This is a genomic window from Tahibacter caeni (genome assembly GCF_024609805.1).
GTDB classification, from domain to species: domain Bacteria; phylum Pseudomonadota; class Gammaproteobacteria; order Xanthomonadales; family Rhodanobacteraceae; genus Tahibacter; species Tahibacter caeni.
The window spans coordinates 1-23,513 of the sequence record NZ_JANFVR010000048.1 but is presented as its reverse complement, the minus strand read 5'-3'; the positions used below and the strand labels follow the sequence as shown (position 1 = coordinate 23,513).

Here is a 23,513-nt window from a genome sequence, read left to right as displayed (position 1 = left end):
GCCCTACCGTCGCGCCGACGCGCCTGCCACGGCGCGTCGGCCAGCGCGGCAACGTCGGCGCTGCCGTCGGCGACCGCGGCCAGCGCCGCCTCGTGCGTGCCGGCCTGGCGGACCGCGGCGAACTGCGCCGGCTTCAGCCCGCGGCTGGCCAGGAACAGGTCCTGCACGAGGCCGCCCGAGGTCGAGCCCGGAATCACCTGCGCATAGCGCAGCCGCGCCGCGGCGGCCTGCATCGCCTCGACGCTGGCCGCCGGCCCGTCGCGCCGCGCTAGCAGCACACCGCGATACGCGTCGAGCGTCGCCGGCGGCACCTCGAACACGGCTGTCGCGTGGATCGCCGACTGGTCGCGCACGCCGAGGTATACAAAGGTATTCGTCACGGCGAGGTCGACCGTGCCCTCGCGCAGCGCCGCGGCGAGCGCCCGCGGCGATTCGAGCACGCGCACCTCGACCGCGCGGCCGAGGCGGCGCTGCAGATGGTCGGCGAGCGGCTGCAGCGCGGCGGCGCGGTCGTAGCGCGCATAGGCGTAGGTCGCGAGCACGGCGGCAGGCTCGGCCTGCGCCGGTGCGAGGGCGACGGCGGCCAGCAACATGCAGGCCAGGAAACGCAGGCAGGAATTCACGGACTCGGGACGGCGGCGGGAAAGGTCGGCCATGTTGACGCAGATCCGGCTGATCCGCATCGGCCGTCGGGCACAACCGCGCAACGTTGCAACGGCCGGGCTGGCACGACCGGCGGCCGCGGCTTATCGTGCGCGTCCTGCCCGTCCGGAGCCGCCGCGCCATGCGTTTCATGCTGCTGATCTACACCGACGAGAACCTGCTCAACGCGCTGCCGCCCGGGGAGTTCGACCGCCTGATGCGCGAATGCCTGCAGCACGCCGACGAACTGCGCGCGACCGGCACGATCATCGACTCGCAGCAGCTGGAGGCCGCGGCGACGGCGCGCTCACTGCGCCAGCGCGGCGAACGGGTCAGCGTCGTCGACGGTCCGTTCGCCGAAACCAAGGAAATGCTCGCCGGCTTCAACCTGATCGAGGCCGCCGACATGGACGAGGCCCTGCGCATCGCCGCGGAATTTCCGTGGACGCGCACCGGCAGCATCGAGGTGCGGCCCGTGCGCGATCTCGACACCGTGCGCCGGCGCGTATCGGCCTGAAGACCGCGCCTCAGCCCGCGCGTGCGCGGCTGTAGGCGCGCCAGGCGTCCCAGCTGAACAGCGCGAGCCCGGCCCAGATCAGTCCGAACGTGACCGCGCGGGCCGCGTCGAAATGCTCGCCGTAGCAGGCGACCGCGAGCACGATGCCGATCGACGGGCTGAGGTATTGCAGGAAACCGATCGTCGTATACGGCAGCCGCTGCGCACCAGCGGCGAACAGCGCGAGCGGCACGGTAGTGACGACGCCGGCCGCGACCAGCAGCGCGTCGAGGCCGATCGACACGTGCGCGAACTGCGCGTCGCCGTGCGACCAGAGCCAGGCGAAATAGGCCAGCGCGAGCGGCGCGACGAGCGCGGTCTCGATGCCGAGGCCGTTCAGCGCATCGAGCGCGACGCGCTTGCGCAGCAGGCCGTAGAAACCGAAGCTCAGCGCGAGCACGAGCGAGATCCACGGCAGCCGGCCGAGCTCGACGACCTGGTAGGCCACGCCCAGGGTCGCTAGCGCGACCGCGGCGATCTGCAGCGGCCGCAGGCGCTCGCCGAGAAACGCCACCGCAAGCAGCACATTGATCAGCGGATTGATGTAGTAGCCGAGGCTCGCATCGAGCATGCGGCCGCTGTTGACCGCGTAGACGAAGGTCAGCCAGTTGCCGCCGATCAGCAGCGACGTCAGCGCCAGGGTGCCCAGGAGACGCGGGTTGTCGCGCAGATGGCGCCAGCCGACGAAACGCCGGCTCAGGCCGAGCACGAGCGCCATGAGCACGCTGGACCAGAGGATGCGGTGGACGATGATCTCCGCCGGCGGCACCTGCTGCACGAGCTTGAAATAGGCCGGCGCGACGCCCCACAGCACGAAGGCCGACAGGGCGTAGAACAGGCCACGGCGTTGATCGAGGTCCACGCGAGTCTCGCGGTGCGGGGCGGGCGCGCAGTCTAGCGAGCGCCGCCGCGGCGCGCGAAATGACCTCGGTCGCAGAGGTGAGGGCGGCTCAGGTCGCCGGCCGCTGCGCGACCTTGGGCTCGGCGAGTTCGCCGCCGGGCCGGGCCTTGCCGGCCATTTCCTGGCCGGCGTCGGCCGGCAGGCGCCACATCCACAGCGCCGACAGCGCCGAGCACGCCCCGACGACGGCGAACGCCACCGTGAAGTTGCCGGCCGCGGTCTCGTGCCGGCCGCTGAGCAGCGCCGCAGTCTGCAGCGCGTAGCCGCCTGCCGCGACGCCGATGCTCAGCGACAGCTGCTGCATCATGCCGGCCAGGCTGCTGGCCTGCCCCATCAGGGCCGGCTGCACTTCGGCGTAGCTGATCGCGTTCAAGCTCGTGAACTGCAGCGAACGGAAGCAGCCGGACACGAGCAGCACGGCCGACACGAAGAGATGCGGCGTATCGGCGCGGAACAGGCCGCAGGCTGCGAGCAGCGCCGAGGCGATCAACGCGTTGACCAGCAGCACGCGGCGGAAGCCGAAGCGGCGCAGGATCGTCGCGGCCAGGGTCTTCATGAACATCGCGCCGGCGGCCGAGATGAACGTGATCAGCCCCGACTGCAGCGGGTTCAAGCCGAAACCGAGCTGCAGCATCAGCGGCAGCAGGAACGGCGTCGCGCCGACGCCGATGCGGAACAGCGAGCCGCCGATCACGCCGGCGCGGAACGTCGGCAGGCGGAACAGCCCCAGATCGAGTAGCGGCTGCACGTGCCGTCGCGCATGCGCGACGTAGGCCAGCAGCAGCGCGACGCCGACCACGAGGCAGCCCAGCGCGATCGGCAGCGGCACGAGGTGCTGGCCGATGGTCGAGAAGCCGAACAGCGCGAGCGCGAGACCGGGCCCCGACAGCGCGAAACCCTTGCCGTCCAGCGGTCCCGGCGGTTCGCGCAGGTTTGGCACGAAACGCCAGGCCAGCACGATGCCGAGCACGCCCATCGGGATGTTGATCAGGAAGATCCAGCGCCAGTCGAACCAGGTCACGATCAGGCCGCCGAGCGGCGGCCCGAGCATGGGACCGACGAGCGCCGGTATCGTCAGCCAGCTCAGCGCGACCACGAGCTCGCTCTTGGGCACCGTGCGCAGCAGCACTAGCCGCCCGACCGGCACCATCAGCGCGCCGCCCATGCCCTGGACGAAACGCGCGGCGACGAGGGTCGGCAGCGACACGCTCGCCGCGCAGCCGATCGAACCGAGCAGGAACACGCCGATCGCGAGCATGAAGGTGCTGCGCGCGCCGAAGCGGTCGGCGATCCAGCCGCTGACCGGAATGAACACGGCCAGCGCGACGAGATAGGTGGTCAGCGCGAGTTTCAGCGCGATCGGCGAGGTGTGGAATTCGGTCGAGATCGCCGGCAGCGCCGTCGCGATCGCGGTGGAGTCCATGTTCTCGATGAACAGGGCCGTGGCGACGATCAGCGGCAGCAGGCGTTCCTGCCTCATGCGGCACATTCCCTGTGGATGGAGTCGGCTCCGCCTCGCATGCCTCGATTGTGCGCAACCCGCACCGTGCGGCCTAGTGTCTGAAGTCGCGCGAACGGCGATAGCGACGAAGGTCGGGGGCGATCAGCTCAGGAACACTCGGGCGAGCGGCTGTCGGCGCACGTCCGCACGACGATGCCGCACGACCGTCACGAATCGCCGAAGTCGTCGGCGAAGATCGTATCGGACAGCACGATCCGATAGAGCACCGCGTCGCCGACGCCGTAGGTGCCCATGTAGAGCTCGCCGGCGGCGCTCTGGCCGAAGCCCGTCGGCGGTTTCGGCGCGTGGCCGAGCACCGCGCTGGTCCAGTTCTGCTCGTCGCTGCTGTCTGCCGCGTACACCGTATTGCTGCAGAAATCGGCGTAGACGTAGCGGCCGCGCAGGCTGGCCAGCGCCGTGTTGCGCAGGCGCAGGCCCGCGATCACGGCGCAGCCTGTGTTGTGGTCGTACTCGATGACGGGCTGCCAGAGCCCGCTCGTGTCGCAGCCCGGATCGGGATAGCAGTGCGTGCCTTCCATGCGATTCCAGCCGAAGTTCACGCCGGCCGGCGTGCCCGCGGGCACGTGGTCGACTTCTTCCCAGAGCGACTGGCCGACGTCGCCGATCCAGAGATCGCCGTTGCCCGCGTCGAAGCTGAAGCGGTAGGGATTGCGCAGGCCCAGCGCCCAGATCTCCGGCCGCGCACCGCCGACCGCGAGAAACGGATTGTCGGCCGGAATGCCGTAGGGCTGGCCGACTGGAACATTGTTTACATCGATGCGAAGTATCTTTCCATACAGTTCGGCCAGCGACTGCGGATCGTGCACCGGCGTGAACGGCGGCCCGCCGTCGCCGCAGCCGATGTAGAGATAGCCGTCGGGACCGAAGCGCACTTCGTTGCAGTTGTGCGTCGGGTGCGGCTGCGGCAGGGTCAGGAGCTCGGTCTCGGAATCCGGGTCCGCCGCGAGCAGCGGCCCGGGCAGCAGGCGGAAGCGCGCGACCCGCGAGGCCTGGTCGAGCCGGATGTAGTGCACGTAGACGTAGGGGTTCGCCGGAAACGCCGGCGGCAGCGCGAAACCCGTGAGCCCCTGCTCGAAGCCCGTGGACAAGGTGCGTGCCGTGATGTCGAGGAACGGCGTCGCGCGCAGGCTGTCGCTCTCGATCAGGCGGATGCGGCCCGACTGTTCGGCGACGAACAGGGTGTCCGCATAGAACGGCGTGGAACTGATCGCGGTCAGGCGGTCCAGGCCCGTCGCGACGGGATGGAATTCGATGGAGTCCGCGTGGGCCGCGGCGGCGAACAATGCCGCCGATGCCCAGACCACGCCTGCAATGTACCTTCGCACCCGCCGTCTCCCCCGTCAGGCCCACCGGCGGCGATGCTAACGCCGCCGGTCGGGCAAGGGAACGCAAGCGCACACTCGACCGCCGTACTATCAGCGCTGCCGGATCGGCTCGATGTGCTGGCGATTCGATGTGCGGCGTTCCGGCCGCGCATCGCGGCAATGAAGCGGCGCGTCGATGCTCGACCCGCCGGAACGAGCCTCGGTCCATGACGGTCGCCCCGCACTCGCGCCGTTACGACAGTCACGGCACTTCGAAACGGCTACGGAAAATCGCGTCGCCCAGCACGGCAACGTGCCAGACCTCGCGACCGTGCTCGCCGTCCGTCGCCAGGAAATACGCGGCACTCGCCGTTTGCGCCAGTGGTTCCGGAGAACCCGGATCAGGACCTGGATAGAAATCGACGGCGAGCCGCGCGTTGCTGCCGTCGGCATCGACGGCGCAGAGCTCGGTGCCCGTGGCTTCCGAACGGCACTGGAAAACGACGGTGCCGGCATCGAGCGCCGTCGGTCTCGCCCCCTGGGCGACGACGAAGCCCGGAGGCAGAGCGATGGTCCGTGTCCCGGCGTCGGTGCCGTCGGAAACGGCGTACGAGTTCTGATTCGCCTCGTTGCCGAACAACGCCATGTGGACGTAGCGGCCGGCGCTTGCCATACCACCAATGCCGTCGGTGCGACGGAGCAGGCGCGTGCCGGCCACCGTGCCGTTCGTCGCGAACAGCTCGTTGTATGTGGAGGTCAGACCGAACAACGCATAGCCATCGGCCGCCGCTATCGCCGAGTAGATGCTGCTGGTTGTCGATTGCAGTATGGACGTGCCGGCGAGACTGCCGTCGGAGATATAGAGCAGGCAGCCGGAACCTGGCCAGGACCTGCAGAGGGAAAACAGCAGCCGGCTGCCGGTCCCGGTCGACATCAACGCGCGCGGCCCTGGAACGAAGATCCCCTGAACCAACTGGTAGGTACCCGGTGCCGTACCGTCGCTGCGCCAGAGGCCGTTGCCGTACAGGAACAAGGCGACCTCACCGATACTGTCGATCGGCACCATGCCCATCGCACCGGCGACCTGGGCGAGCAGACTCGCCTCGGCCTGCGACGCGCGCAGGCCGCAGAGTCCGGACGGCGCCGAGGCGGCCGCGCAGGTGAACAACGCCAATCCCCCGGTGCGCGTGTCCTGCGGCCCGCCATAGTTCAAGGCCGTGCTCACCGGCGTCGCTGCCGCGAGTTGCGCGTCGGCGCGCCAGGCACGCCTCGGCGACGCACCGCCTGCGCCTTCCGTCGCGAACAGCACGCCGTCGCCGAGCCGCGCGACCGAATGGGCATTGCCCTCATAGGCCGTCTGCGGCAGCTCGCGCGTGCCGGCGACGCTGCCGTCGGTACGCCACAGCGAGCGATGTTCGGTCACGCTGTCCCAGATGCTGACAGGAAACACGAGCACGTCACCGACCACGGCCACGGCGGCATCCGACACGCGCTGGATGCTGCCGGTGGAACGGGTCTGATCGGGAATGGGTTCGACCGGCGCGAAACCCTGCGCGCGCCAGACCTCGGAACCGCGCTGCGGGTCCCAGCCACTGCCGATGGCGGTGTCACCGACGAAGATCGCGGGGGTGAATCCCTGCCAGCCGGGCATGGGCACCGCCGAGTAGTTTTCCATGTCGACGCGCCAGAACGTAATCTCGTCCCTGGCGAACAGGCGGCCGTCCGCGGCTGACAGGCTGGGGTAGCCGCCCAGCCGTACCGGTTTTCCGGCGACCAGCAGCTGGCGCGTTCCCGCGGACGTGCCGTCGCTGAGCATGACCACGGTCCGGCCGTCGACGGCGCGTGTCAGGAAGGCGAAACGATCGCCGACGCGTATCGCGCTGCTCGTCGGGGCCGCGCCCGGCAGCGTCAGCATCGGCGCCTCCTGGTTGCTCGGCCAGAGACGGAATTCATCGGCCGTCGTGTTTTCCAGAACGAACGCGACACCCTGAAGCGAAGCCAGCGACACCGGCGTGCTCGTGGCCGACTCACGGACGAGCTGTGTGCCGGCCTCGGTGCCGTCGCTGCGCCAGAGCTGCCAGCCGACCATACCGCTGCTGGCCAGCAGCCAGTAACAGATGCCGTCGGAGCCGGCCGCCGCATACGGATACCGCGTGCTGACGAGCCTGTGCAGCAGCCGCGTGCCGGCCGGCGAGCCGTCGCTGAGCCAGAATTCGCGCGCGTCGTTCGCGCCGCGCGTGCTGAACAGGAAACGGTCGGGAAACAGACAGACGCTGTCCGGCTCGAACGGCGCGCGCGGGTCGGTGCCGAGGAAGACGCGCTGTGTGCCCGACGGCGTGCCGTCGGTGGTCCACAGCGAACGCTCGGCCGTATCGGCCACGAGGAGCCGGCCTGCGGAATCGCCCACCCGCTGGAAATGCCCCGCGGAATCCAGCGTCTGCGGCGGCTGCTGGGTCAGGCGCGTCAGCGCCCGCGTCGCCACGTCGAAGGCCCAGAGCTGCTCGTCGTAAGGATTGCCCTGCAGACCGACCTTGCCGACTTCCGCACGCAGGACCAGGGTATTGCCGATGCGGCCGAGGATGGCCAGGTTCGACGAGGCTGCGCCCGGCGCGAGATCGGCGACGGGCAGCGGAACAGCCCACTCCGGCCGGATCGCAAACAGCTCACGTCCGCTGTCGATGCGATAGGCGGAGAAATACACCGTGTCGCCGACGCGCTGGAAACCTCTCGGCGCCGAGTCGACCCTGACGGGTGCCGCGTTGATGTCCTGCACCAGCTGCGCGCCGATCGCGGCGCTCGCGCGGGCTTCGCCGGCAAGCCCCGCCAGAGCGAAGACCAGAATCCACCAAGCCCGCATGATGCCGCCCCCCTGAGGCAGACCGCAGCCGAATCGGGAACCGGGCTGCGGACCCGGCTCCCGCAATGCATCACATCACACCGTCACCGGATTCGCCTTGTCCGCGTCGATCTTCCATTCCTTGATCGCGCGCGCGACGTCCTTGGCGTGCATCTTTCCTTCGGCGGCCAATGCGGCGATCGCGGCCTGGGCGATGTAGTAGCGGTCGACCTCGAAGAAGCGGCGCAGGTTCGCGCGCGTGTCGCTGCGGCCGAAGCCGTCGGTGCCGAGCACGGTGTAGCGCATGCCGTCGGGCAGGAACGCGCGGATCGAGTCGGCGTGCTGGCGCACGTAGTCGGTCGCGGCGACGGCCGGGCCGTTGCGGCCTTCGAGGCACTGGGTCACGTAGGCCTTGCGCGGCTTGTCTTCCGGATGCAGGCGGTTCCAGCGCTCGGCGTCGTGGCCGTCGCGGCGCAGCTCGGTGAAGCTCGGGCAGCTCCAGATGTCGCTGCTGACGCCGAAGTCCTTCTCGAGCAGCTCGGCCGCGGCGATGACTTCGCGCAGGATCGTGCCCGAACCCAGCAGCTGCACGTGCGGCGCGTTCTTCTTCGGCTTGCCGCCGTCCTTGAACAGGTACATGCCCTTGATGATGCCCTCCTCGGCGCCGGCGGGCAGGTCGGGATGGCTGTAGTTCTCGTTCATCACGGTGATGTAGTAGTACACGTCCTCCTGCTCGGTGAGCATGCGGCGCGTACCGTCCTGCAGGATCACGGCGACTTCGTACGAGAAGGTCGGATCGTAGGCCCTGCAGTTCGGGATCGAGCCCGCGAGCAGATGGCTGTGGCCGTCCTCGTGCTGCAGGCCCTCGCCGTTCAAGGTCGTGCGGCCGGCCGTGCCGCCGATCAGGAAGCCGCGCGCGCGCATGTCGCCGGCGGCCCAGCACAGGTCGCCGACGCGCTGCATGCCGAACATCGAGTAGAAGATGAAGACCGGCAGCATCGGCAGGTCGTTCGTGCTGTAGCTCGTCGCCGCGGCGATCCAGCTGCAGGTCGCACCGGCTTCGGTGATGCCTTCCTGCAGCACCTGGCCGGCCTGGTCCTCGCGGTAGTACAGCAGCTGGTCGGAGTCCTGCGGCTTGTACTTCTGGCCGAACGGCGCGTAGATGCCGATCTGGCGGAACATGCCTTCCATGCCGAACGTGCGCGCCTCGTCGGCGACGATCGGCACGATGCGCGGACCGATGGCCTTGTCGCGCAGCAACAGGTTCAGTCCACGCACGAACGCCATGGTCGTGGAGATCTCGCGCTCGCCCGAGCCCTTCGTGATCTGCTCCAGCGCCGACAGCGCCGGCACCGGCAGCGAGGCGCTCTTCGTCCGGCGCTGCGGCAGCGAGCCGCCGAGCGCGGCACGGCGCTCGAGCATGTACTGCACTTCCGGCGAGTCCTTGCCCGGATGGTAGAACGGCACTTCGGGCAGCTTGTCGTCGGCCACCGGGATGTTGAAGCGGTCGCGGAACGCGCGGATCGCGTCGTCGTCCATCTTCTTCTGCTGGTGGGTGATGTTCATCGACTCGCCGGCGCCGCCCATGCCGTAGCCCTTGACGGTCTTGGCCAGGATCACGGTCGGACGGCCGTTCGCGTTGCTCATGGCCTCGGCATAGGCCGCATAGACCTTGTGCGGATCGTGGCCGCCGCGGTTCAGGCGCCAGATGTCCTCGTCGGACAGGTTCGCGACCATCTCCTTGAGCTCGGCATACTTGCCGAAGAAATGTTCGCGCGTGTACGCGCCGCCGAACGCCTTGCAGGCCTGGTATTCGCCGTCGACGGTTTCCATCATGAGCTTGCGCAGCAGGCCCTTGGTGTCGCGCGCGAGCAGCGGATCCCAGTACGAACCCCAGATCACCTTGATGACGTTCCAGCCGGCGCCGCGGAACACGCCTTCGAGTTCCTGGATGATCTTGCCGTTGCCGCGCACCGGGCCGTCGAGGCGCTGCAGATTGCAATTGATCACGAAGATCAGGTTGTCCAGATTTTCGCGTCCGGCCAGCGAGATCGCGCCGAGCGATTCGGGTTCGTCGGTCTCGCCGTCGCCCATGAAGCACCAGACCTTGCGGTCGGTCTTCGGCATGAGGTCGCGGTGCTCGAGGTACTTCCAGAAGCGCGCCTGGTAGATCGCCATGATGGGGCCGAGGCCCATGGACACGGTCGGCGTCTGCCAGAACTCCGGCATCAGCCAGGGATGCGGGTAGGAGGACAGGCCGCCGCCGTCGACTTCCATGCGGTAGCGGTCGAGCTGCGCCTCGCCGATGCGTCCCTCGAGGAAGGCGCGTGCGTAGATGCCCGGACTGGAATGGCCCTGCACGTAGAGCAGGTCGCCCGGATGGCTCTCGCTCGGCGCGCGCCAGAAATGATTGAAGCCGACGTCGTAGAGGGTGGCCGACGAGGCGAAGCTCGCGATGTGGCCGCCGAGCTCGCCGGGCTTGCGGTTCGCGCGCACGACCGTGGCCAGTGCGTTCCAGCGGATCAGCGAACGGATGCGCCATTCCAGCGCCGCGTTGCCCGGATTGCGCTGCTCGGCGTGCGGCGGGATCGTGTTGACGTATTCGGTGGTCGGCTGGAACGGCAGGTGGCCGCCGGCGCGGCGGGTCGCGTCGACCATGCGTTCGAGCAGATAGTGGGCGCGGTCGGGACCGTCGGCGCCGATCACCGCATTGAGCGCGTCGATCCACTCCTGGGTTTCGGTCGGATCGAGGTCCTGGTTCAGAATGTCGTGCAGCATGTTCATGGGTGACCCTCCACGAACGCCGTGAGCCTGGGGAGGAAGGGCGTTCTCGCTGTTTTCGTTGTTGATTGAAGCGGCGCGCCGCGGCGGCGGCGCATAGGGTCGAGTTTACCGGCTTAGGGTCGTTCCCTGTATGTCGAACGGGCGTTTGATACGCCGGGACTTTCGTTGCAGCCGCCGCAGCAGCCGTCACGCGGGCCGCGCTATGCTCGGGCGGTATCCGTGTCAGTCGCGGCCGCGATCCGGCGTAGCAGCATCCGGCCGGCGAGTGCCGGTCTGGTCCGTGCCGCGACCGCAGCGCCGGCCGCCGGCCGGAATCGCGCGATCGGCATTGGCCGCCACGAGGAGATCAGCATGGGCAAGTGGGCTGCGGGTTTGCTCTGGATGGCTGCCGCCGGCACCGCGCCGGCCGCCGACCTGACCGTCTTCGACGACGCATTGCGCAACGGCTTCGAGAATTACTCCTACGGCGGCGGCTCGACGTTCGGCAGCACCGAACAGGCGCACAGCGGCAGCGCGTCGATCCGTTTCGCCGGCGGCGCGGTGCCGAACAATTTCAACGCGATCTCGTTCTACGTCGATCCGGACCTGCAGACCGCGGCCTGGCCGACCTTGCGCTTCTGGGTCCACGGCGGCGTGAGCGGCGGCCAGCAGCTGTATCTGTTCCTGCAGCGCGACGGTGCCATCGTCGCCGAGGCCGAACTCGACGGCTACGTCGCCGGCGGCGCGATCGCGGCCAACACCTGGCGCGAAGTCGTCGTGCCGCTGACCACGGGTGCGCTCGGCTACAACGGTGCGTTCGACCGCATCGACCTGCAGAGCGATTCCTCGGCCGCCCAACCGGCGCTGTACATCGACGACGTCGTGCTCGCGGCGCCGGCGACGCCGCCGGCCGACCGCATCTTCGGCAGCGGCTTCGAACCCGCCGGCCTGCCGCCGGCGGCCAACGGCCTCGTCCAGGAGCGCGGCGTGACCGTCGGCGGCATGCTCAGCGACCGCTTCACCTGGCGCGATGCGGCCGGCGAACCGCGCGTGGCCGTGCTGGCCCACAACACCGGCCAGACCGGTCCCGGCGGCACGCGCGGCGGCGAACTGCGCGAATTCCGCTACCAGGCCGGCGCGGCGACGCGCGTCGTCGCGGCCTCGGGCAGCGGCGCGAGTGGCTTCGGCTACGTAGTCAGCCATCGCAGCGAAGGCACCGACGGCATCGGCACCGACGATTCGCCGCTGGGCCATTTCTTCAGCGGCGGCCTGGAACGCGTCTGGCAGGGCCGCCATCACGCGATCTTCCGCTTCACGCAGAACTATCCGCGCTGGGCGACGACGACCGCGGCAGTACCGAACCAGCTGTACCAGGTGCCTGTCACGATCGACTGGCTGTTCGCGACCGGCCGCAACGATCCGCTCTGGAGCGTGACCTGGGATCTCAGCGGTGTGCCGGCCGACGCGGTCGAGGCCGACTCGCGCGCGCCCTACGGCGAGCTGCTGTTCGACGGCAGCGCGAGCGAGGGCGCACACAGCGTGATCGCCGGCGTCGGCTGGGGCGACCGCTACAAGTTCGCGACCACCTCGGCACCGGCCAGCTATTCGAGCAGCTGGACCTGGAACACGCCGAACACGATTCCCTATGTAAAACTGTGGACGACGGCGGTCGACGCGACCATGGGCACGGTGCAGACGCGCACCATCGTGCAGCAGGACGCCGGCGGCTACTTCGGCGCGAACCGCTGGAACACGACCAGCGCGGCCGGCAACGCCTGCAGCGCGCCGGCCTCGTCGATGCCCTGCGACTACAACTGGCCTTACCAGTCGATCAACTACTCCCTGGCCGGCGGATCGACGCCGACCAACAACACGCGCCTGGCCTGGGGCACGAACTTCGGCTTCCTCGGCCAGACCAGCTACTACATGCACGGCTCGGCCTACTGGGGCGGTCCGCTGCCGAACGCGACCGCCGCCGGCTGGCCGCGCAAGAGCTACTCCGCGTACGTCGTGCTCGGCACGCACGGCAGCGATCCGGTCGGCGCGCGCGTGGCCCAGGTCGAGACCACGCAGTCGCTGGTCCTCAGCGTGACGACGGGCAATGTCGCGGCGAGCGGTCCGGCCGGCGTCGCGCGGCCCGACGGCATGACCTACGTGCCGGCCGGCTACGACCCGGTCTACGGCACCTTGCGCTTCGGTGCCCAGGGCAATGCGCTGGATGCGAACATCAACGTCGGCAGCGGCACCTTGCGCCGCCCGGTCATCGTCGTCGGCGGCATCAGCGGCAGCAGTTATCCGGCACTGCGCGTCAACGGCGCGGCGCAGACCGTCGACGTCGACTACTTCCCGTCCCTGCGCACGGAAACCGGCGAGCTCTGGATCACCTTGAACCGCGACCTCAGCGGCGCGACGAACCGGATCGAACTGGTGCCGTGAGGCCGGTGCGGTCGCCGGCCGGGACGCGGCGACCGCAGACCGGAAAGGAGGCGACGTTGCGGTTCGCTGCGCTTACCGCAACCTGCGCCGCCGCACGAGGCCGCCGCCGTGCGGCACAGTCATCGCACGAGGCCGCCGCCGCAGGTCCCGGTGAGCCGTCAGGTGAACCGCAACAGCGCCGTCTTCCCGCTTGCGAAAAGCTCAGCCGCCCGCGGCCGCCGCGGCGGCCGAGCGCGCCTGGCCGCGGATCTGCGCCTCGACCGTGGCGATCGCCGTCATGTTGACGACACGGCGCACGGTCGCCGACGGCGTCAGCACGTGGGCCGGCTTGCTGACGCCCATGAGGATGGGGCCGAGCACGACGCCGTCGGTCATCTGGCGCACCATGTTGAAGCTGATGTTCGATGCGTCGAGATTCGGGAACACGAACACGTTCGCACTGCCGCTGAGCTGCGAGTTCGGGAACAGGTGCTCGCGGATCTCCGGCACGAGCGCCGCGTCGGCCTGCATCTCGCCTTCGACTTCGAGTTTCGGCGCGCGCTGGCGCAGGATCTGCAGCACCTTGCGCATCTTGCAGGCCGAGGCCGACTCGGAGCTGCCGAAGTTGCTGTGCGACAGCAGTGCGATCTTCGGATGGATGCCGAACAGCTTCAGGCGTATCGCGGCCTGCAGGGCGGCTTCGGCGATTTCCTCGGCGCAGGGCTCGTGCTGCACGTGCGTGTCGAGGAAGAAGAACACGCCCTTGTCGTTGAACACGGCCGACATGGCCGAGGGCTGCTGCACGCCGCTGTCGAGGCCGATGATGTCGCGGATGTAGTTGAGCTTCTTGCCGTAGCGGCCGACCACGCCGCAGATCAGCGCGTCGGCTTCGCCGCGCTCGACCATCAGCGAGGCGATCACCGTCGAGCGCGAGCGCACGACGGCCTTGGCCAGCGCCGGCGACACGCCGCGGCGCTCCATGATGCGGTGGTAGTGCTGCCAGTAGTCGTTGAAGCGGGGATCGTCGTTGATGTTGCAGAGCTCGAAGTCGACGCCGGGCTGCAGGCGCAGGCCGATGCGCTTGATGCGCTTCTCGATGACCTCGGGGCGGCCGATCAGGATCGGCCGCGCGAAGCCCTCGTCGACGACGACCTGCACCGCGCGCAGCACGGTTTCCTCTTCGCCCTCGGCGTAGACCACGCGCTTCGGATCGGCCTTCGCGCGGTCGAACACCGGTTTCATGATCAAGCCGGTGCGGAACACGAAGCTCGTGAGCTTTTCGCGATACGCGTTCAGATCGGCGATCGGCCGCGTCGCGACGCCGGAGATCGTCGCCGCGTGCGCGACGGCCGGCGCGAGCTCGACGAGCAGGCGCGGATCGAACGGCTGCGGGATCAGGTATTCGGGACCGAACGACAGCGGCTTGCCGCCGTAGGCGCGCGCGGCCACGTCGCTGACCTCGCGCCGCGCGAGCGCGGCGATCGCATGCACGCAGGCGACCTTCATGGTCTCGTTGATCGTCGTGGCGCCGACGTCGAGCGCGCCGCGGAAGATGTACGGGAAGCACAGCGCGTTGTTGACCTGGTTCGGGTAGTCCGAACGGCCCGTCGCGATGATCGCGTCGGGACGCACGGCCTTCGCATGCTCGGGCAGGATTTCCGGATTCGGATTGGCCAGCGCGAGGATGATCGGCCGGTCGGCCATCGTCGCGACCATCTCGGGCTTGAGCACGCCGCCGGCCGACAGGCCGAGGAACACGTCGGCGCCGGCGACGATTTCGCCGAGGCTGCGCGCGGCCGTGTCGCGCGCGTAGCGCGACTTGTCCTCGTCCATTTCCTCGAGGCGGCCCGCATAGACCACGCCGCAGCGGTCGGCCACCGTGATGTTTTCGGGCTTGAGGCCGAGCTGCACGAGCATGTCGAGGCAGGCCAGGCCGGCCGCGCCGGCGCCCGACGCCGCGAGCCGGACCTTGCCGATGTCCTTGCCGACCACCTTCAGCGCATTGAGCACGGCTGCGCCGACGATGATCGCGGTGCCGTGCTGGTCGTCGTGGAACACCGGGATCTTCACGCGCTCGCGCAGCTTGCGCTCGACGGCGAAGCATTCCGGCGCCTTGATGTCCTCGAGATTGATGCCGCCGAAGGTCGGTTCGAGGCTCGCGATGATGTCGACGAGCTTGTCCGGGTCGAGCTCGTTGACCTCGATGTCGAACACGTCGATGCCGGCGAACTTCTGGAACAGCACGCCCTTGCCTTCCATGACCGGCTTGGCTGCGAGCGGACCGATCGCGCCGAGACCGAGCACCGCCGTGCCGTTCGTGATGACCGCGACGAGGTTGCCGCGCGCGGTGACCGTGGAGACTTCGGCCGGGTCGTCGACGATCGCCTCGCAGGCCGCCGCGACGCCCGGCGAGTACGCCAGCGCGAGGTCGCGCTGCGTCAGCATGGCCTTGGTCGACGTGACCTTGATCTTTCCGGCGGGGGCTTGGCGGTGATATTCGAGGGCGGCTTGCTTGAGTTCGTCGGCGTTGGACATGGCGACCGTGGCAGTGAGCAGGCGCGCGAAGCGCTTGCTGCGCAAGGGAAAATTGACGGACGCGGACTATAGCACAGGGGGTAGACAGGGCCGTGACGCATAGCGGCGCGACGGCGCCGGCGTTCGCCCGGCGACCCGCGCGGACGCAGACGCCGGCGGCGATTTTCCCCGGCGCCGGGAGATCCGGCACCATCGCGACAGCAGTGCAGCGGCGGCCGTCGCCGATTCGCGACTGTCCCGCTACGGAGAAGAAACCGCAATGAACACTGCACTGCATTTCCTGCGCCGAATCGCGCGCAGAGGAGCCTGGGCCCTCGCCGGCAGCGTCGCGCTGCTCGGCTTCGGCGCCGCCGCGCAGGCCGCCGCGATCGACTGGCACGCCGCCGTCGTCGGCGACGCCGGCGCAGCCGTCGACGCGCCGAGCTCCTGCCCCGGCTGCTGCTCCGGTCACGGCGGCGTGTCGGCCAACTGCGCCGCCAACGGCCGGGTCTATTGTGCCGACGGCTCGGTCAGCCCGAGCTGCCTGTGCTCGACCTGCAACGCGACGCCGACCTGCAGCGGCGGCCAGTTCTGGAACGGCGTGGCCTGCGTCTGCCCTAGCGGGCAGACCCTCGTCAGCGGCACCTGCCGGCCGATACAGACCTGCAGCGGCGGCCAGGTCTGGAACGGCACGAGCTGCAGCTGTCCGGCCGGCCAGGCCATCGTGCAAGGCATCTGCCGCGCGCCGGGAACGATCTGCAGCGGCGGCCAGATCTGGAACGGCGTGGCCTGCGCCTGTCCGACCGGACAAACCCTGGTCAACGGCTATTGCCAGTTGCCCGCGCAGACCTGCAGCGGCGGCCAGGTCTGGAATGGATCGGCCTGCGCGTGCCCGATCGGACAGGTGCTGGTCAACGGCCAATGCAGCGCGCCGACCTCGACCTTCGCGATCGGCCCCGGCATCTCGGGCAACTGGTTCGATCCGGCACAATCCGGCCACGGCCTGCAGATCGACGTGATCAAGTCGCCACCCGCCACGGCGACGATCTTCTGGTTCACGTTCGACAACGCCGGCAATCCGGCCTGGCTGCTCGGCGTCGGCAACTACAGCGGCAACCGCCTGCAGGCCCGCGCCGCCCGCACGCTCAACGGCCGCTTCCCGCCGAACTTCGTCGCGTCGCAGGTCAACCGGCTGGACTGGGGCACGCTGACCCTGACCTTCGACGACTGCACGCATGCGCGGCTGGAATGGGCGTCGGTCGATCCGAACTTCACGGCGACCGGCAGCATGCGCCTGGAACAGGCGACCCAGATCGCCGGCACCGGCTGTCCCTGAAGCAGTGCGGCGGCGCGAACCGGCTTCGCGCCGCCGTCAACGATCGCCCAACGTGCAAGGTCAGTACGGCGCGCGCACGGCCTCGAAGCGCATCGGATTGAAATCGTGCAGCAGCCGTTCGGCGCCGGGATCGCCGTCGCGCGCGATGGCTGCCGCGAGCAGACGGCCGCCGCAAGCCCAGACCAGACGGCCGTCGACGACGTCGGCCCACTCCCAGTCGTCCCGGGCCAGCACCGCGCCGCTGCGGCGATCGACGAGTTCGTGCGTGTCGAAATAGCAGCCGCGGCCCGGTCCCGCATGCACCGTCGCATGCGTGTACTTGCGCAAGATCCAGCGCGCCGACAGCGGCTTGTCCAACGGCAGGACGTAGCCGCCGTGGCCGTCGCGGCGCTGCTCCGCAGGCGTCCAACCGTCGCGCGCGAGGCGTTCGTAGTAGACCGTGGGACATTCTCCGTGCGGCCGGTGCGTGTCGTCGACACGCCGCAGCGGCGCCGCGTCGCGCTGCAGGGCATGCGCGTAGATGCCGTCGTTGAGCCAGTAGCGCCGCGCGTCGCGGAACAGGCCGCCGCCGTTCCAGCCGTCGCCCTTTGCGTACAAGGTCAGCGCCTTCAGGTACGGCGCGCGCGAAATCGCCGTCCACGAGCCGCGGGTCGCCGAACTCCAGCGCCCGTTCATCGCGAAATAGATCAGGTGCTGCCCGTCGGGCGAGAGATCGCTGCGCCGTTCGTAGATGCGCCCGCGCAGCCACTGTCCGAGCGTGAACGTATTGCCCCGGCGATTCCAGCCGACGAGGGCCGTGACCTTGGACGGGCCGCGCCGTATCACGACGCCGAACGGCACGTCGCGCGCGAGCAGCACGTGGAGACGCGCAGGGAACGACGTGGCGATCATGACGCCGCGCGCCGTCGCGCCGGCAGCGATCGTCGCCGCTGCGCAGTCACGCTCAGTGCGCGCCCTTGCAGGCCTGATCGAGCATCAGGCCTGCGCGCACCGTCGCCGGCTGCAACTGGCCGTCGGCGCCGGTCTCGTACAGGATCACTTCGGCTTCGCGCGCGATCGCGTCGAAGCAGAGCAGATCCTCGACGCTGCCCGACGGCGCGACGAGCGTGCGGGCGCTCAGCCGGCGCAAGGCCGCGACGGCGTCGGCCGGCGACGACGCGGCGCCGTCGTCGAGCACGACCTCGCTGCCGCGCCGCGCGATGCGGTGGCGGAAATACTCCTCGCCGACACGGATGTCGCCGTCGCCGATGTCGCAGGCGACCTTCGCCGGCCGGTAGCTCGACCGCAGGCGCGCCGTGCGGCCGTCGGCGGCATCCGCCCGGTACGCCGGCACCTTCAGCGCGCCGGCGAGTGCCGCGACGCAGCGTTCGCCGGCCTCGTGCGGCGCCGTCAGGACGAGGCTTTCCACGCCGGCGCGCCGCGCTGCGGATACGAACGCATCGGCGCTGTAGCGCGTGCCGTTCCAGTCCACGTAGCGGTACAGCCGGTCGACGGCATTGGGCCAATCGACCACGCTGACGCGGGCTGTCACGCCTGTCGGGCCCGGCGCCGCCGCGCAGCCCGCGAGCATGGCGCACGCTGCCAGCACGGTCGCGCTGCGCCGCGAAAAAAACCGAAGCGATTCCGGCATCACGGCCCCTGCCCGGTGGAAAACCTGATCCTCAGTCAGCGCTGCCATCGCGTCAACGCCGTCTGCGGGCTGCAAGACGGAAGGCCGCAAAACAAAACACCCGCTGCGCGAACGCAGCGGGTGCTTGATACATGGGCGAATCGTCGCCGGCCTCGCGGCCGGCCGCGATCAGCCGGCCTTCTTGGCTTCGCCGGCCTTCAGGGTTTCGGTCGTGATCTGGATCTTCACGTCGTCGCTCACGTTCGGCACGTAGGCGCCGAGGCCGAAGTCCGAACGCTTGACGGTGATGTTCGCGTCGAAGCCGGCGGCCGGCTTCTTCGCCATCGGGTGGTCGCCGATCTTGTTGACGGTGACGTCGAGCACGGCCGGCTTGGTCACGCCGTGGATCGTCAGGTCGCCCGAGACCTTGAGCTTGTTGTCGCCGGCCTTCTCGACCTTCGTGCTCTTGAAGCTCGCGGTCGGGAACTTGGCCAGGTCGAAGAAATCGGGGCTGCGCAGGTGCTCGTCGAACTTGGCCACGTCGGTGCGCAGGCTGTCGACCGGGATCGTGACCGAGACCGAGGACTTGGTCAGGTCGGCGGTGTCGAGCAGCACTTCGCCTTCGACCTTGGTGAAGCGGGCCGACGGGTTGGACAGGCCGAAATGCGACCAGGAGAACACGACGTTGGTGTGGTTGCCGTCGAATTCGTACTTGTCGGCGGCAGCGGTGGTGAACGAGGCGGCGACGAGGGCCGTGGCGAGCGCAAGCTTGCGGAACATGGGGAAAACCTCCGGTATGTGGGACTGCGGCATCAGGCGATACGGCAAGCCTGGTCGAACGTGAAGCGCGGGTTGCGCGGTTTCAATACCTCGGGGTTGCCGTAACCGATATTGACCAGGAAGTTCGACTTGACCTGGGTGCCCGCGAAGAACAGTTCGTCGGCCAACGCATTGTTGAAGCCGGACATCGGTCCGCAGTCCAGGCCCAGCGCCCGCGCGGCGAGGATCAGGTATCCGCCCTGCAGCGAGGCGTTGCGGAACGCGGTGTTGTGGATGACTTCGGGCTTGCCCTCGAACCAGGAGCGCGCGCCGGTGTTCGGGAACAGATAGTCCATGTGCTCGTAGAACGCGTAGTCGCTGCCGATCAGCGCCGTGACCGGCGCGGCCATGGTCTGCGCGACGTTGCCCTCGTCGAGCGCGCCGCGCAGTTGCTCCTTGGCCTCGGCAGAGCGGATGAACACGATGCGCGCCGGCGAGCAGTTCGCGCTGGTCGGCGCGAGCTTGGCGAGGTCGTAGATCTGCTGCAGCTGCGCGTCGGTCACCGGCTTGTCGAGCCAGGCCTTGGCCGAGCCGCGGAACGTGCGGGCGTCGTTGAACAGCTGATCGAGAGCGGCGGCGGCAATCGGGGTATGCGACATGGGGCTTCCTGGCAGGCAACCGCGGCTATCCTGAGGACGCGCAGTTTAGGGGTGGGCGAAGAACGGGTCATTGTGCCGGGCGAAAACAGATTGGTGAACAGCGCTCTACAATGCGCGAATCTGCCGCGGAATCGGATCATGCCGGAAACAGCCACCTGCTGGGTCATCACCGACGGCGCCGCCGGCAATGAACGGCAGGCGCTGGCCCTGGCCGGACGCCTGGGCCTGACCACGCGCGTCTGGCAGCTGGAACCCGCACCGCCCTGGTCCTGGTTCGCTCCGCACCTGCTCGCCGGCGCCCGCGCCGCCCTGCCGGCGGCCCAGCGCGCGCAGTTCGCCGCGCCGTGGCCGGCCGTCGCGATCGGCTGCGGCCGCAGCGCCGCCCTGTTCACGCGCGCGCTGCGGCGCTGGAGCGGCGGCCGCACGTTCACCGTGCAGATCCTCGACCCGCGCATAGCCCCGGCCGAATACGACCTCGTGATTGCGCCGCGCCACGACCGCCTGCAGGGCGACAACGTGCTGACGCCGCTCGGATCGTTGAACCCGGTCGATGCGGCCTGGCTCGCTGACGGCAAGGCCGCGTTTCCCGACCTCGCCGACCTGCCGGCGCCGCGCCGAACCGTGCTGTTCGGCGCGAGCCACCGCGAGATCGCGATCGACACGCAGTATTGCGTCAGCCTGATCGAGGCGCTGTCGCGCCAGCACGAGCGCAGCGGCGGCAGCTTTCTCGTCAGCACCTCGCGACGCACGCCGCGGCCGTTGATCGACTACCTGCGCAGCGCGTTCGCGCGCTTCCCGGGCCTGTTCTGGGGCGGCGCCGACGACGGACCGAATCCCTACGCCGGCCTGCTCGCCCACGCGCAGGCCATTTTCGTCACCCCCGACTCGGTCAACATGCTGTCGGAAGCCTGCGCGACCGAGGCCCCCGTGTTCACCTGGCTGCCGCAGCCGGCCAAGGGCAAGCTCGGCCGGTTCCACCAGGCGCTGATCGACGGCGGACACCTGCACCTGCTCGGCCAGAGCGGCCGCGACGGGCCCGCGGCGCCGCTGCGCGAGACCGCAGCGATTGCCGCGGAAGTGCTGCGGCGCTGGCAGGCGAGCCGGCACCTGCCGGATTCCGAACGCATCGCCTGAGCGCGCCGCATCCGCCGGTGCGCGCCTGCCGCCCCGACCGCCCTTGCCCTGCGGCTCGTCCATGCATCACAGACCGCCATGCACGACCCGACCGCCGAAGAACTTCAGATCCACACCGAACACGGCCGCCTCTTCGCGAAACGCTGGCGCGCCGCGACCGCCACGCAAATCGGTCGCGCGCCCATCGTGCTGTTTCACGACTCGCTCGGCTGCGTCGAGCTCTGGCGCGATTTTCCGCAGCGCCTGGCCGCAGCCGCGGGCCGCGGCGTCGTCGCGTACGACCGCCTCGGCTTCGGCCGCTCCGATCCGCATCCGGGAAAGCTCGGCCGCGGCTTCATCGAGGCCGAAGCCGACGGCGGTTTTCGTGTACTTTCTGAACAATTGGAAATCGATAGATTCATCGCGTTCGGCCACAGCGTCGGCGGCGGCATGGCTGTCGCCTGCGCCGCGCGCCACGGCGACGCCTGCCGCGCGCTGGTCACCGAATCGGCCCAGGCCTTCGTCGAAGACCGCACCGTGCACGGCCTGCGCGCGGCCAGGACCGCCTTCGCCGAGCCCGGCCAGTTCGATCGCCTGCGCAGATACCACGGCGACAAGGCGGCCTGGGTGCTGTCCGCCTGGATCGACACCTGGCTCGCCGTCGACTTCGCCGACTGGAACCTCGACGCCACCGCGCGTCAGGTGCGCTGCCCCACCCTCGCGATCCACGGCGACCAGGACGAATACGGCTCGGTGCTGCATCCGCAGCGCATCGCCGAGCTCACCGCGGGCCCGGCGGCCCTGCGGATACTCGACGGCTGCGGACACGTGCCGCACAAGGAACGCCCGGAGACGGTGCTGGCCGAGGCCGTCACGTGGCTGCGGGACGTCGGCGACTGAACGCTGCCGCTCTCGCCATGCCGGCGTTCTGCCGGCAGCGCATCAGCGCCCGACCAGCGACGCGACGAACCGCCCGACCGCCTCCGTATACGCCGACGGCGCGCCGAGCTCGTGGTTGATCTGCGCGTGCGACAGATCCTCGGGCTGCACGTCGACGCGCACGCCGAGCCCGCGCGCCTTCTCGGCGAACGCGCGCGCCTGCGGACATGAATCGGCACGTTGCGTCGAGCAGACCGCCTGCAGCGGCAGCGAAGCCGCACTCAGCGCGTGATACGGCGAGGCCGCGGTCCAGTACGCGGGATCGCTGCCGAACGCACGGTCGTAGAAACCGAAGTGCCGCGGGAACTGCATGATCTGCACGACGTTCATCGCGGCGCTGTCGAGCGAGACGACGCCGCGCGGCGCCTGCGCGCCGGCCGTCTTCAGCCGCGCCGGATCGGCGCCGAGCAGCGCGACGAGGTGCGCGCCGGCCGAATGCCCCATGAGCACGACGCGCGCGGGATCGGCATTCCACGACCGCGCCAGCCGCTGCACCGCCGCGACCGCGTGCGCGACGTCGTCGGCCTGCGTCAGCGGCTCGGCCTCGGGCAGCATGCGGTAGTTGACCGACACGAACGCATAGCCCTTCGGCAGCCAGTACGCGGCCTTGTTCGGCACGATGCCCGGATTGTCCTTGTCGCCGATCGCCCAGGCGCCGCCGTGGACGAACACGATGAGCGGCGCGTCGTGCGCGTCGGCCGGCAGATACGCATCGAAGCGCTGGCGCGGATCGTCGCCGTACGGCAGATCGCGCAGCACGCGCGTGCCCGGCGGCAACGGCGCCTCGGCGACGGCGGCAGAGGCGGCGCGCCGCGCGGCGATGCGCTCGCGCAGATTGCCGGCGGACGCCGCGGCAGCGGCGAGCAGCAGCAGCGAAGCCGCGACGATGCGGGCCAGGTGCATTCGATGGTCGATCATGGGCAGTTCTCCGGATCAGTACAGGGAAGAGGTGGCCGGCAGGCACAGCCGCGCGCGCAGCCCCTGCGGCGTGTTCGGCAGCAGCTGCAGTTCGCCGCCGTGCTGGCGCGCGACGCGCTCGACGATCGCGAGGCCCAGGCCGCTGCCGCCGCGGCGGCTGTCATGCACGAACGCTTCGCGCACGCGCTGCGCGTCGGCGGGGGACAGGCCCGGACCGCGATCGGCGACCTCGACCTGCCAGGTGTCGCCGTCGCGAGCGACAGTCAGCGCGAACGGCGGTGCACCGTGGCGCTGCGCGTTGACGACGAGGTTCTCGACCGCGCGCAGCAGCGCCATCGGCCGGCCATGCAGCGGCGCCTGCGCCGGCAGACTCACCTGCCAGTCGCCGCGCGCGGCCGAGACGGCGCTGCGGCAGAGATCGGCCAGGTCGATGCGCTCCACCGCCTCGTCGCGGCCGTCGCGCGCGTAGGCGATGAACTGGCTCAGGATCGCGTCGATTTCCTCGATGTCGCGCTCGATGCCGGCGCGCAGCGCGGGATCGGTATCCGGCAACAGTTCGACCGCGTACTGGACGCGCATCAGCGGCGTGCGCAGGTCGTGCGAGACACCGGCCAGCACGAAGCGGCGCTCTTCCGCGGCCGCGCGCACGTCGGCGCTCGTGCGCGAGAGCGCCTGCGCGAGCTCGGCCACTTCGCGCGGCGCCGCGCCCGGCAGCGCCTCGGGCAAC

The 23,513-nt window shown here is 69.7% G+C and carries 18 protein-coding genes; 5 read left to right on the top strand and 13 right to left on the bottom strand.

The window, feature by feature from the left end; translation table 11 throughout:
* The coding region (locus tag NON22_RS06745; RefSeq protein ID WP_257386165.1) for a phosphate/phosphite/phosphonate ABC transporter substrate-binding protein at window positions 1–656 on the bottom strand (656 nt) is incomplete at its 3' end.
* Between the two features lie 128 nt (window positions 657–784).
* Between NON22_RS06745 and NON22_RS06740 the strand changes: the two genes are divergently transcribed.
* Complete coding sequence (locus tag NON22_RS06740; protein ID WP_257386164.1) at window positions 785–1,159, top strand: YciI family protein; 375 nt, start codon at window positions 785–787, stop codon at window positions 1,157–1,159.
* 10 nt (window positions 1,160–1,169) lie between these two features.
* On the opposite strand, the gene rarD is transcribed toward NON22_RS06740, so the two are convergent.
* From rarD to aceE, 5 genes are all read right to left on the bottom strand, one after another.
* Window positions 1,170–2,060: an EamA family transporter RarD gene (gene rarD / locus NON22_RS06735; RefSeq protein ID WP_257386163.1), complete on the bottom strand. Its 891-nt coding sequence runs from the start codon at window positions 2,058–2,060 to the stop codon at window positions 1,170–1,172.
* Window positions 2,061–2,148: 88 nt separating this feature from the next.
* The gene (locus NON22_RS06730) at window positions 2,149–3,579 is read right to left on the bottom strand and encodes an MFS transporter (protein ID WP_257386162.1); all 1,431 of its coding nucleotides are present in this window, start codon (window positions 3,577–3,579) and stop codon (window positions 2,149–2,151) included.
* 188 nt (window positions 3,580–3,767) lie between these two features.
* Entirely contained in the window at window positions 3,768–4,946 is a 1,179-nt protein-coding gene (locus tag NON22_RS06725; RefSeq protein ID WP_257386161.1) for a PQQ-dependent sugar dehydrogenase, read from the bottom strand.
* A gap of 241 nt (window positions 4,947–5,187) precedes the next feature.
* Window positions 5,188–7,782, bottom strand: a complete 2,595-nt coding sequence (locus NON22_RS06720; protein ID WP_257386160.1) for a hypothetical protein — start codon at window positions 7,780–7,782, stop codon at window positions 5,188–5,190.
* Between the two features lie 75 nt (window positions 7,783–7,857).
* The gene (aceE, locus tag NON22_RS06715; protein ID WP_257386159.1) at window positions 7,858–10,545 is read right to left on the bottom strand and encodes a pyruvate dehydrogenase (acetyl-transferring), homodimeric type; all 2,688 of its coding nucleotides are present in this window, start codon (window positions 10,543–10,545) and stop codon (window positions 7,858–7,860) included.
* Window positions 10,546–10,896: 351 nt separating this feature from the next.
* On the opposite strand from aceE, the gene NON22_RS06710 reads away from it, so the two are divergent.
* Complete coding sequence (locus NON22_RS06710; protein ID WP_257386158.1) at window positions 10,897–12,960, top strand: hypothetical protein; 2,064 nt, start codon at window positions 10,897–10,899, stop codon at window positions 12,958–12,960.
* Between the two features lie 201 nt (window positions 12,961–13,161).
* Here NON22_RS06710 and NON22_RS06705 read toward each other — a convergent pair whose 3' ends face one another.
* Window positions 13,162–15,474, bottom strand: a complete 2,313-nt coding sequence (locus tag NON22_RS06705) for an NADP-dependent malic enzyme (RefSeq protein WP_257386166.1) — start codon at window positions 15,472–15,474, stop codon at window positions 13,162–13,164.
* A gap of 259 nt (window positions 15,475–15,733) precedes the next feature.
* Between NON22_RS06705 and NON22_RS06700 the strand changes: the two genes are divergently transcribed.
* Window positions 15,734–16,789, top strand: a complete 1,056-nt coding sequence (locus NON22_RS06700; RefSeq protein ID WP_257386157.1) for an EB domain-containing protein — start codon at window positions 15,734–15,736, stop codon at window positions 16,787–16,789.
* Window positions 16,790–16,849: 60 nt separating this feature from the next.
* Here the strand turns inward: NON22_RS06700 and NON22_RS06695 are convergent, their stop codons facing one another.
* The 4 genes from NON22_RS06695 to NON22_RS06680 form a co-directional block, all read right to left on the bottom strand.
* The gene (locus NON22_RS06695; RefSeq protein WP_257386156.1) at window positions 16,850–17,680 is read right to left on the bottom strand and encodes a hypothetical protein; all 831 of its coding nucleotides are present in this window, start codon (window positions 17,678–17,680) and stop codon (window positions 16,850–16,852) included.
* A 52-nt stretch (window positions 17,681–17,732) separates the two neighbouring features.
* Window positions 17,733–18,302 (bottom strand): hypothetical protein, encoded by a 570-nt coding sequence (locus tag NON22_RS06690; RefSeq protein ID WP_257386155.1) that lies wholly within the window; start codon window positions 18,300–18,302, stop codon window positions 17,733–17,735.
* Between the two features lie 285 nt (window positions 18,303–18,587).
* The gene (locus NON22_RS06685; protein ID WP_257386154.1) at window positions 18,588–19,178 is read right to left on the bottom strand and encodes a YceI family protein; all 591 of its coding nucleotides are present in this window, start codon (window positions 19,176–19,178) and stop codon (window positions 18,588–18,590) included.
* A 32-nt stretch (window positions 19,179–19,210) separates the two neighbouring features.
* Window positions 19,211–19,816: a malonic semialdehyde reductase gene (locus tag NON22_RS06680; protein WP_257386153.1), complete on the bottom strand. Its 606-nt coding sequence runs from the start codon at window positions 19,814–19,816 to the stop codon at window positions 19,211–19,213.
* Window positions 19,817–19,954: 138 nt separating this feature from the next.
* Here NON22_RS06680 and NON22_RS06675 point away from each other — a divergent pair, with 138 nt between their 5' ends.
* Together NON22_RS06675 and NON22_RS06670 are read left to right on the top strand one after the other, a co-directional pair.
* A complete protein-coding gene (locus tag NON22_RS06675; RefSeq protein WP_257386152.1) occupies window positions 19,955–20,950 on the top strand; it encodes a mitochondrial fission ELM1 family protein in 996 nt (331 codons plus the stop codon).
* A 78-nt stretch (window positions 20,951–21,028) separates the two neighbouring features.
* Window positions 21,029–21,829: an alpha/beta fold hydrolase gene (locus tag NON22_RS06670; RefSeq protein ID WP_257386151.1), complete on the top strand. Its 801-nt coding sequence runs from the start codon at window positions 21,029–21,031 to the stop codon at window positions 21,827–21,829.
* A 42-nt stretch (window positions 21,830–21,871) separates the two neighbouring features.
* Here NON22_RS06670 and NON22_RS06665 read toward each other — a convergent pair whose 3' ends face one another.
* Window positions 21,872–22,786, bottom strand: coding sequence for an alpha/beta hydrolase (locus tag NON22_RS06665; protein WP_257386150.1), 915 nt, complete (start codon window positions 22,784–22,786; stop codon window positions 21,872–21,874).
* 15 nt (window positions 22,787–22,801) lie between these two features.
* Window positions 22,802–23,513: ATP-binding protein (locus NON22_RS06660; protein ID WP_257386149.1), on the bottom strand; the 712-nt coding region annotated here is incomplete at its 5' end.

Excerpts from the sequence above, each read along its gene's own strand:
- NON22_RS06740 (WP_257386164.1), top strand. The coding sequence starts at position 785 with ATGCGTTTCATGCTGCTGATCTACACCGACGAGAACCTGCTCAACGCG.
- NON22_RS06730 (WP_257386162.1), bottom strand. The coding sequence starts at position 3,579 with ATGAGGCAGGAACGCCTGCTGCCGCTGATCGTCGCCACGGCCCTGTTC.
- NON22_RS06720 (WP_257386160.1), bottom strand. The coding sequence starts at position 7,782 with ATGCGGGCTTGGTGGATTCTGGTCTTCGCTCTGGCGGGGCTTGCCGGC.
- aceE (WP_257386159.1), bottom strand. The coding sequence starts at position 10,545 with ATGAACATGCTGCACGACATTCTGAACCAGGACCTCGATCCGACCGAA.
- NON22_RS06710 (WP_257386158.1), top strand. The coding sequence starts at position 10,897 with ATGGGCAAGTGGGCTGCGGGTTTGCTCTGGATGGCTGCCGCCGGCACC.
- NON22_RS06705 (WP_257386166.1), bottom strand. The coding sequence starts at position 15,474 with ATGTCCAACGCCGACGAACTCAAGCAAGCCGCCCTCGAATATCACCGC.
- NON22_RS06700 (WP_257386157.1), top strand. The coding sequence starts at position 15,734 with ATGAACACTGCACTGCATTTCCTGCGCCGAATCGCGCGCAGAGGAGCC.
- NON22_RS06695 (WP_257386156.1), bottom strand. The coding sequence starts at position 17,680 with ATGATCGCCACGTCGTTCCCTGCGCGTCTCCACGTGCTGCTCGCGCGC.
- NON22_RS06685 (WP_257386154.1), bottom strand. The coding sequence starts at position 19,178 with ATGTTCCGCAAGCTTGCGCTCGCCACGGCCCTCGTCGCCGCCTCGTTC.
- NON22_RS06680 (WP_257386153.1), bottom strand. The coding sequence starts at position 19,816 with ATGTCGCATACCCCGATTGCCGCCGCCGCTCTCGATCAGCTGTTCAAC.
- NON22_RS06675 (WP_257386152.1), top strand. The coding sequence starts at position 19,955 with ATGCCGGAAACAGCCACCTGCTGGGTCATCACCGACGGCGCCGCCGGC.
- NON22_RS06670 (WP_257386151.1), top strand. The coding sequence starts at position 21,029 with ATGCACGACCCGACCGCCGAAGAACTTCAGATCCACACCGAACACGGC.
- NON22_RS06665 (WP_257386150.1), bottom strand. The coding sequence starts at position 22,786 with ATGATCGACCATCGAATGCACCTGGCCCGCATCGTCGCGGCTTCGCTG.